Source organism: Planktosalinus sp., assembly GCF_059864935.1.
This window is the reverse complement of the sequence record NZ_JCBCCK010000415.1, coordinates 1-4,676: the sequence shown is the minus strand read 5'-3', so window position 1 is coordinate 4,676 and position 4,676 is coordinate 1. Positions and strand designations below refer to the sequence as shown.

Annotated in this window: 5 protein-coding genes; 3 read left to right on the top strand and 2 right to left on the bottom strand. The window is 39.9% G+C overall.

The window, feature by feature from the left end:
- On the top strand, positions 1–394 hold a 394-nt coding region (locus AC6F75_RS12550; RefSeq protein ID WP_500715407.1), incomplete at its 5' end, for an aminotransferase class I/II-fold pyridoxal phosphate-dependent enzyme.
- Between the two features lie 43 nt (positions 395–437).
- On the top strand, positions 438–911 hold the full coding sequence (locus AC6F75_RS12545) for a hypothetical protein (protein WP_500715405.1): 474 nt from the start codon (positions 438–440) through the stop codon (positions 909–911).
- Between the two features lie 46 nt (positions 912–957).
- Here the strand turns inward: AC6F75_RS12545 and AC6F75_RS12540 are convergent, their stop codons facing one another.
- Positions 958–2,463 (bottom strand): potassium transporter TrkG, encoded by a 1,506-nt coding sequence (locus AC6F75_RS12540; RefSeq protein ID WP_500715403.1) that lies wholly within the window; start codon positions 2,461–2,463, stop codon positions 958–960.
- The gene (gene trkA / locus AC6F75_RS12535) at positions 2,464–3,813 is read right to left on the bottom strand and encodes a Trk system potassium transporter TrkA (RefSeq protein ID WP_500715401.1); all 1,350 of its coding nucleotides are present in this window, start codon (positions 3,811–3,813) and stop codon (positions 2,464–2,466) included. It lies immediately after the preceding gene.
- Positions 3,814–3,934: 121 nt separating this feature from the next.
- On the opposite strand from trkA, the gene ubiE reads away from it, so the two are divergent.
- Complete coding sequence (gene ubiE / locus AC6F75_RS12530; protein WP_500715399.1) at positions 3,935–4,663, top strand: bifunctional demethylmenaquinone methyltransferase/2-methoxy-6-polyprenyl-1,4-benzoquinol methylase UbiE; 729 nt, start codon at positions 3,935–3,937, stop codon at positions 4,661–4,663.
- Positions 4,664–4,676 lie beyond the last annotated feature (13 nt).

Genomic DNA, 4,676 nt, shown 5'->3' with positions numbered 1-4,676 from the left:
ACAAATCACCAGCGGTGCCAATGCCATCGCGCAAATGGCAACCATAGCTGCACTGGAAGCCCCGGTGAGCAGCATTCAATATATGATAGACGCATTTAAGAGCCGTCGCGAACTCATACTGGATTTGCTAAACGAAATTCCGGGACTGAAAACCAATACACCCGAAGGCGCCTTTTATGTGTTTCCTGATGTGACTTCTTTCTTCGGAAAAACCGTCAAAGGCAAAACCATCAACACTGCAGACGACGTGTCCATGCTGTTGTTGGAACACGCATTGGTAGCCACCGTCTCCGGCGAATCCTTTGGCGACCCCAATTGCATCCGAATTTCTTATGCCGCTTCTGAACAGGAAATCATGGAAGCTATTAAAAGGATGAAAGAAGTGCTGACGTAAATTGTCTTTCAGTTTTTTACCATTTTAACTTGTAAAAAAATTAGTGATTAAGCAAATTAAGATAAAACTGGTTTTTTTCGAACTCATTGCTCTAATTTTTTTGGTTAATGGGTTACAAAGATTGTATTTGGGTTCCCAAGGATCAAAATTAGACGCCTTAGTAAATGAGAACTGGGAAAAATTTGGGTCTCTATCCTCAATTACCATTGGGCAATTTCTCGCTAACAGGGCTTACTGGACTTTTGGATTTTTATTATTGGCATTAATAACTGTCGGAATAATTAACTGGAAAAAGAATGTTGGCATTATTAACTCAATTATACTTTTAATAATCACATTTGGAATTATTATATCAGGCTTTTTTTTAGAAGGGCTTATTAATCGATATCTAAATTACTTTTGTGGTCTTTTTGCTGAAAGTTATAGCATTTCATTTTTGATTGGAGGAACAATCTTAACACTAATTGGATTTTCCATTTTATGGAAAACAATCTACTGGAAAAAACTAAAAACTTGAAACAAGACACGAGCTCAGCGAACTGTGCGAAGCAAAACCTGAAATCTTACCTATTCCTCCAAAAGAAAGGCGTCAGCAAAATCAATACTGTAAAAAGCTCCAGACGACCCACAAGCATCAGGAACGTAGCCCACCATTTTGCTAAATTTGGTATAGAATAATAACTGTAAACAGGGCCCAAATCACCTAATGCAGGACCCACATTGCCCAAAGTTGAAACAGCTCCTCCTAAAGCAGTTTTAAAATCAAGGCCTAACCAAGAAAATACGGCTACTCCAATTATAAACATAAGAATGTAAAAGATAAAAAAGGCCAGTATATTGAAAACGATACTTTGCGGAATCGCCTTTTGATTGTACCTCACAGGAAGGATGGCATTGGGATGAAAAGAACGTTTAAACTCCATGATTCCGTTCTTGATAGTAATTAAATGCCTGACAATTTTCATTCCCCCTGCGGTTGATCCGGCAGAACCACCCAAAAACATCAGGCCAAAAAAGAACATGGTTAAAAAAGGTGTCCATAGCGTATAATCTGCTGTAACAAACCCCGTTGTTGTTACAATAGCCAAAACCTGAAAGAGAGAGTGTCTAATGGCATTTTCAAGTTCGCCATAAGCCATATTGTGTTCAAGTGAAGAAATAGACCAATCAGCTTGAAAGTAAGTCACAATCGCAACTAAAATTGAAAAAACCAAAATAAAAGAAGCATAGAGTTTAAATTCTTCATCAAATAACACCCTTTTTATTTTTCCTTTAAATGCAAAGTAGCTCAAAACAAAGTTTGTTCCGGCAATAAACATGAAAGCTATAATGATGTACTGGATCATTGGGTTATCATTCCAATGTGCAATACTGGCATTTTTGGTAGAAAACCCTCCCGTTGCCATAGTACTCATCGAGTGATTTATGGCATCAAAAAGAGTCATTCCGGCAAGTTTCAACAATATAGTTTCAATTACAGTATACCCAAAATACAACAACCAAAGTCGTTTTGCAGTGTCAGTAATCCGTGGATGAAGTTTATCGCTGTTTGGCCCCGGGGCTTCTGCGGCAAAAAGTTGCATACCGCCAATGCCTAATAGCGGGAGGATAGCAATGGCTAAAACGATAATGCCCATACCTCCAATCCAGTGAGTAAGGCTTCGCCAAAACAAGATACTTTCAGGCAAACTCTCGATGTCGTTTAAAATGGTGGCTCCCGTAGTGGTATAACCGCTCATGGTTTCAAAAAACGCATTGGTAATCCCGGGAATGGCCCCTGTAAACAAATAAGGCAAGGTCCCGCTGAGCGCCATGATGAGCCAGCCGAAGGTTACGATGACATAACCCGCCCGTTTTTTGATTTCCTTTTTGTGCTTTCGCGTAAGCATAAAAACCACAAACCCGATGCAGATTGTAATTAAAGCTGATTGCAGTATTCCGCTAAAGGCACCATCGTTGTAATATATGCTAACGGCTGAAGCGACAAGCATGGAAACACCATTAAACAACAAGAGCAACCCCATAAAATGGAGGATGATTTTGAAGTTTAATTTGCTGATTATTGACATTTAATTGAAGTATTTTTCAACCTTACTGATGGCATGCGGCAAACAACAAACTACAACCCTGTCACCATTTTTTATTATAAAGTCCGGGGTGGCTATAAGACCAATCCCGTCTCTAACCACTCCTCCAATAATTGCAGATCGGGTAAAGTTGAGTGATTTTATTGTTTTTTCAACCACAAAAGATTTTGATGAAACCACAAACTCAAGTAACTCGGCATTCATATTGGTGAGCTTGGTCATCGCCACTACTTCACCTTTTCTGATGTAACGGAAAATATCATTGGCCGCAAGCAGCTTTTTGTTGATCAGGGTGTCAATGCCAATGGACTGTGAGAGCTGAAAATAATCCATATTTTCAACCAGTGCTATGGTTTTCCTAACTCCTTTAGATTTTGCCACCAGGCAGGACATAATGTTGGTTTCGCTGTTCCCGGTAACCGAAATAAAGGCATCCATATCACTAATGGATTCTTCCTCTAACAACTCCACATTTCGGCCATCAGTATTGATCACCAAGACGTTTGGCAATGAATCGGCCAGGTCAAAGGCTTTTTGCTTGTTGCTTTCAATGAGTTTGACTTTAAAATGACTTCGGCATAGTTCCCGGGCAGTTTTAAACCCGATTTTACTCCCGCCAAGAATCATCACATTTTTAATTTCTTCCCTGATTTTTCCCGTAAGGAAATAAACCTCTTCCACCCCATCGTGAGTGGTGAGAAAATACACCTGATCGCCTTCTTTATAAACGGTGTCCCCTCTTGGTATCAATGTGTACTGTGTTCCAAAACGCTGAATGGCTATGGGGATAAATTCAATACCGGGATAAACCTCAGCAGCTTCTTTTACCGTTTTACCCACAAAGGAGGCTGTGCGGGGCAGTTTGATTCCAAACATGGTCAAGGCACCGTCTTCAAACTGATAGGTATTGCTGAAAGCACTTTGTTTGAGCAGTAATTCAATTTCAGATGAAGCCAGTGATTCCGGTGAAATCAACTCATCGATTCCAAACTTGGAGAACCCGATTTCATCTTTATTTTTAATCCATTCGGTGTTTGAGATTCGCGCGATGGTTTTTTTGGCACCCATTTGTTTGGCAATAAAACAAGCGGTGATGTTGGTGGTTTCGCTTGAAGTTACACCAATGAGCATATCGGCTCTTTCTACCTGGGCTTCTTTTAATATGGAAATAGAGGTACAATCGCCTTTCAACACCCTGATGTCAAGATGAGCCTCGGCATAGGATAAATTGTCCTTAACGTTATCGATGAGAATGATGTCCTGAGATTCATAGGAAAGTAACTTGGCCAGATGAAATCCTACTTCTCCTGCTCCTGCAATGATTATTTTCATAAGTTATAATCGAAAAGAATTACAAAGTTAGCATAAATATGGGCAGATTTTTAGAAATCTTTAAAATAAATAAGGTCGGAAAAAGCGGGGTGAAAATACTATATTTGCACAAACTATTGAGATGAGCGAGAAAGTAAAGCCATACAAAGAATCACAACTGAACAAAAAGCAGCAGGTGGAGCAAATGTTTGACAACATTTCCGGGAATTATGACGGGTTGAATCGGGTGATTACTTTTGGAATTGACCAAAAATGGCGAAAAAGAGTGGTGAAGTATGTGACAAACACCAAACCTGAAAGTGTACTTGACATTGCCACAGGCACCGGAGACCTTGCCATCAATTTTTCAAAGTATGACATTCCCCGCATTGTGGGCTTTGACCTTTCTGAAGGCATGCTTTCCATCGCCCGCAAAAAAGTGGAAAAGAATAACGCCGCACGGCGCATTGAGTTCATTCAGGGTGATTCTGAAAACATGCCTTTTGAATACAACAGTTTTGATGCCATTACGGTGGCCTTTGGGGTGAGGAATTTTGAGGATCTTGAACAGGGCTTGAGTGAAATTTTAAGGGTGTTGAAACCCGGAGGTGTATTTGTGGTGTTGGAAACTTCAGTGCCCACCAAATTTCCGTTTAAACAAGGCTATTTTTTTCACACCCGTTATGTGCTGCCATTGGTGGGAAAACTCTTCTCAAAAGACAAAGTGGCCTACAATTACTTAAGTGAAAGTGCCTCAGTCTTTCCTCATGGTGAGGACTTCAACAATATTTTGAGAAAAATCGGGTTTAAAGAAGTGAAAAATAAACCGCAAACCTTTGGGGTTGCAAGTATCTACTTAGCTTCAAAATAGATTTATGAAGAAC

What these genes read in the sequence shown, in the direction of transcription:
- trkA (WP_500715401.1), bottom strand. Translation starts at nt 3,813, where the DNA reads ATGAAAATAATCATTGCAGGAGCAGGAGAAGTAGGATTTCATCTGGCC.
- AC6F75_RS12540 (WP_500715403.1), bottom strand. Translation starts at nt 2,463, where the DNA reads ATGTCAATAATCAGCAAATTAAACTTCAAAATCATCCTCCATTTTATG.
- ubiE (WP_500715399.1), top strand. Translation starts at nt 3,935, where the DNA reads ATGAGCGAGAAAGTAAAGCCATACAAAGAATCACAACTGAACAAAAAG.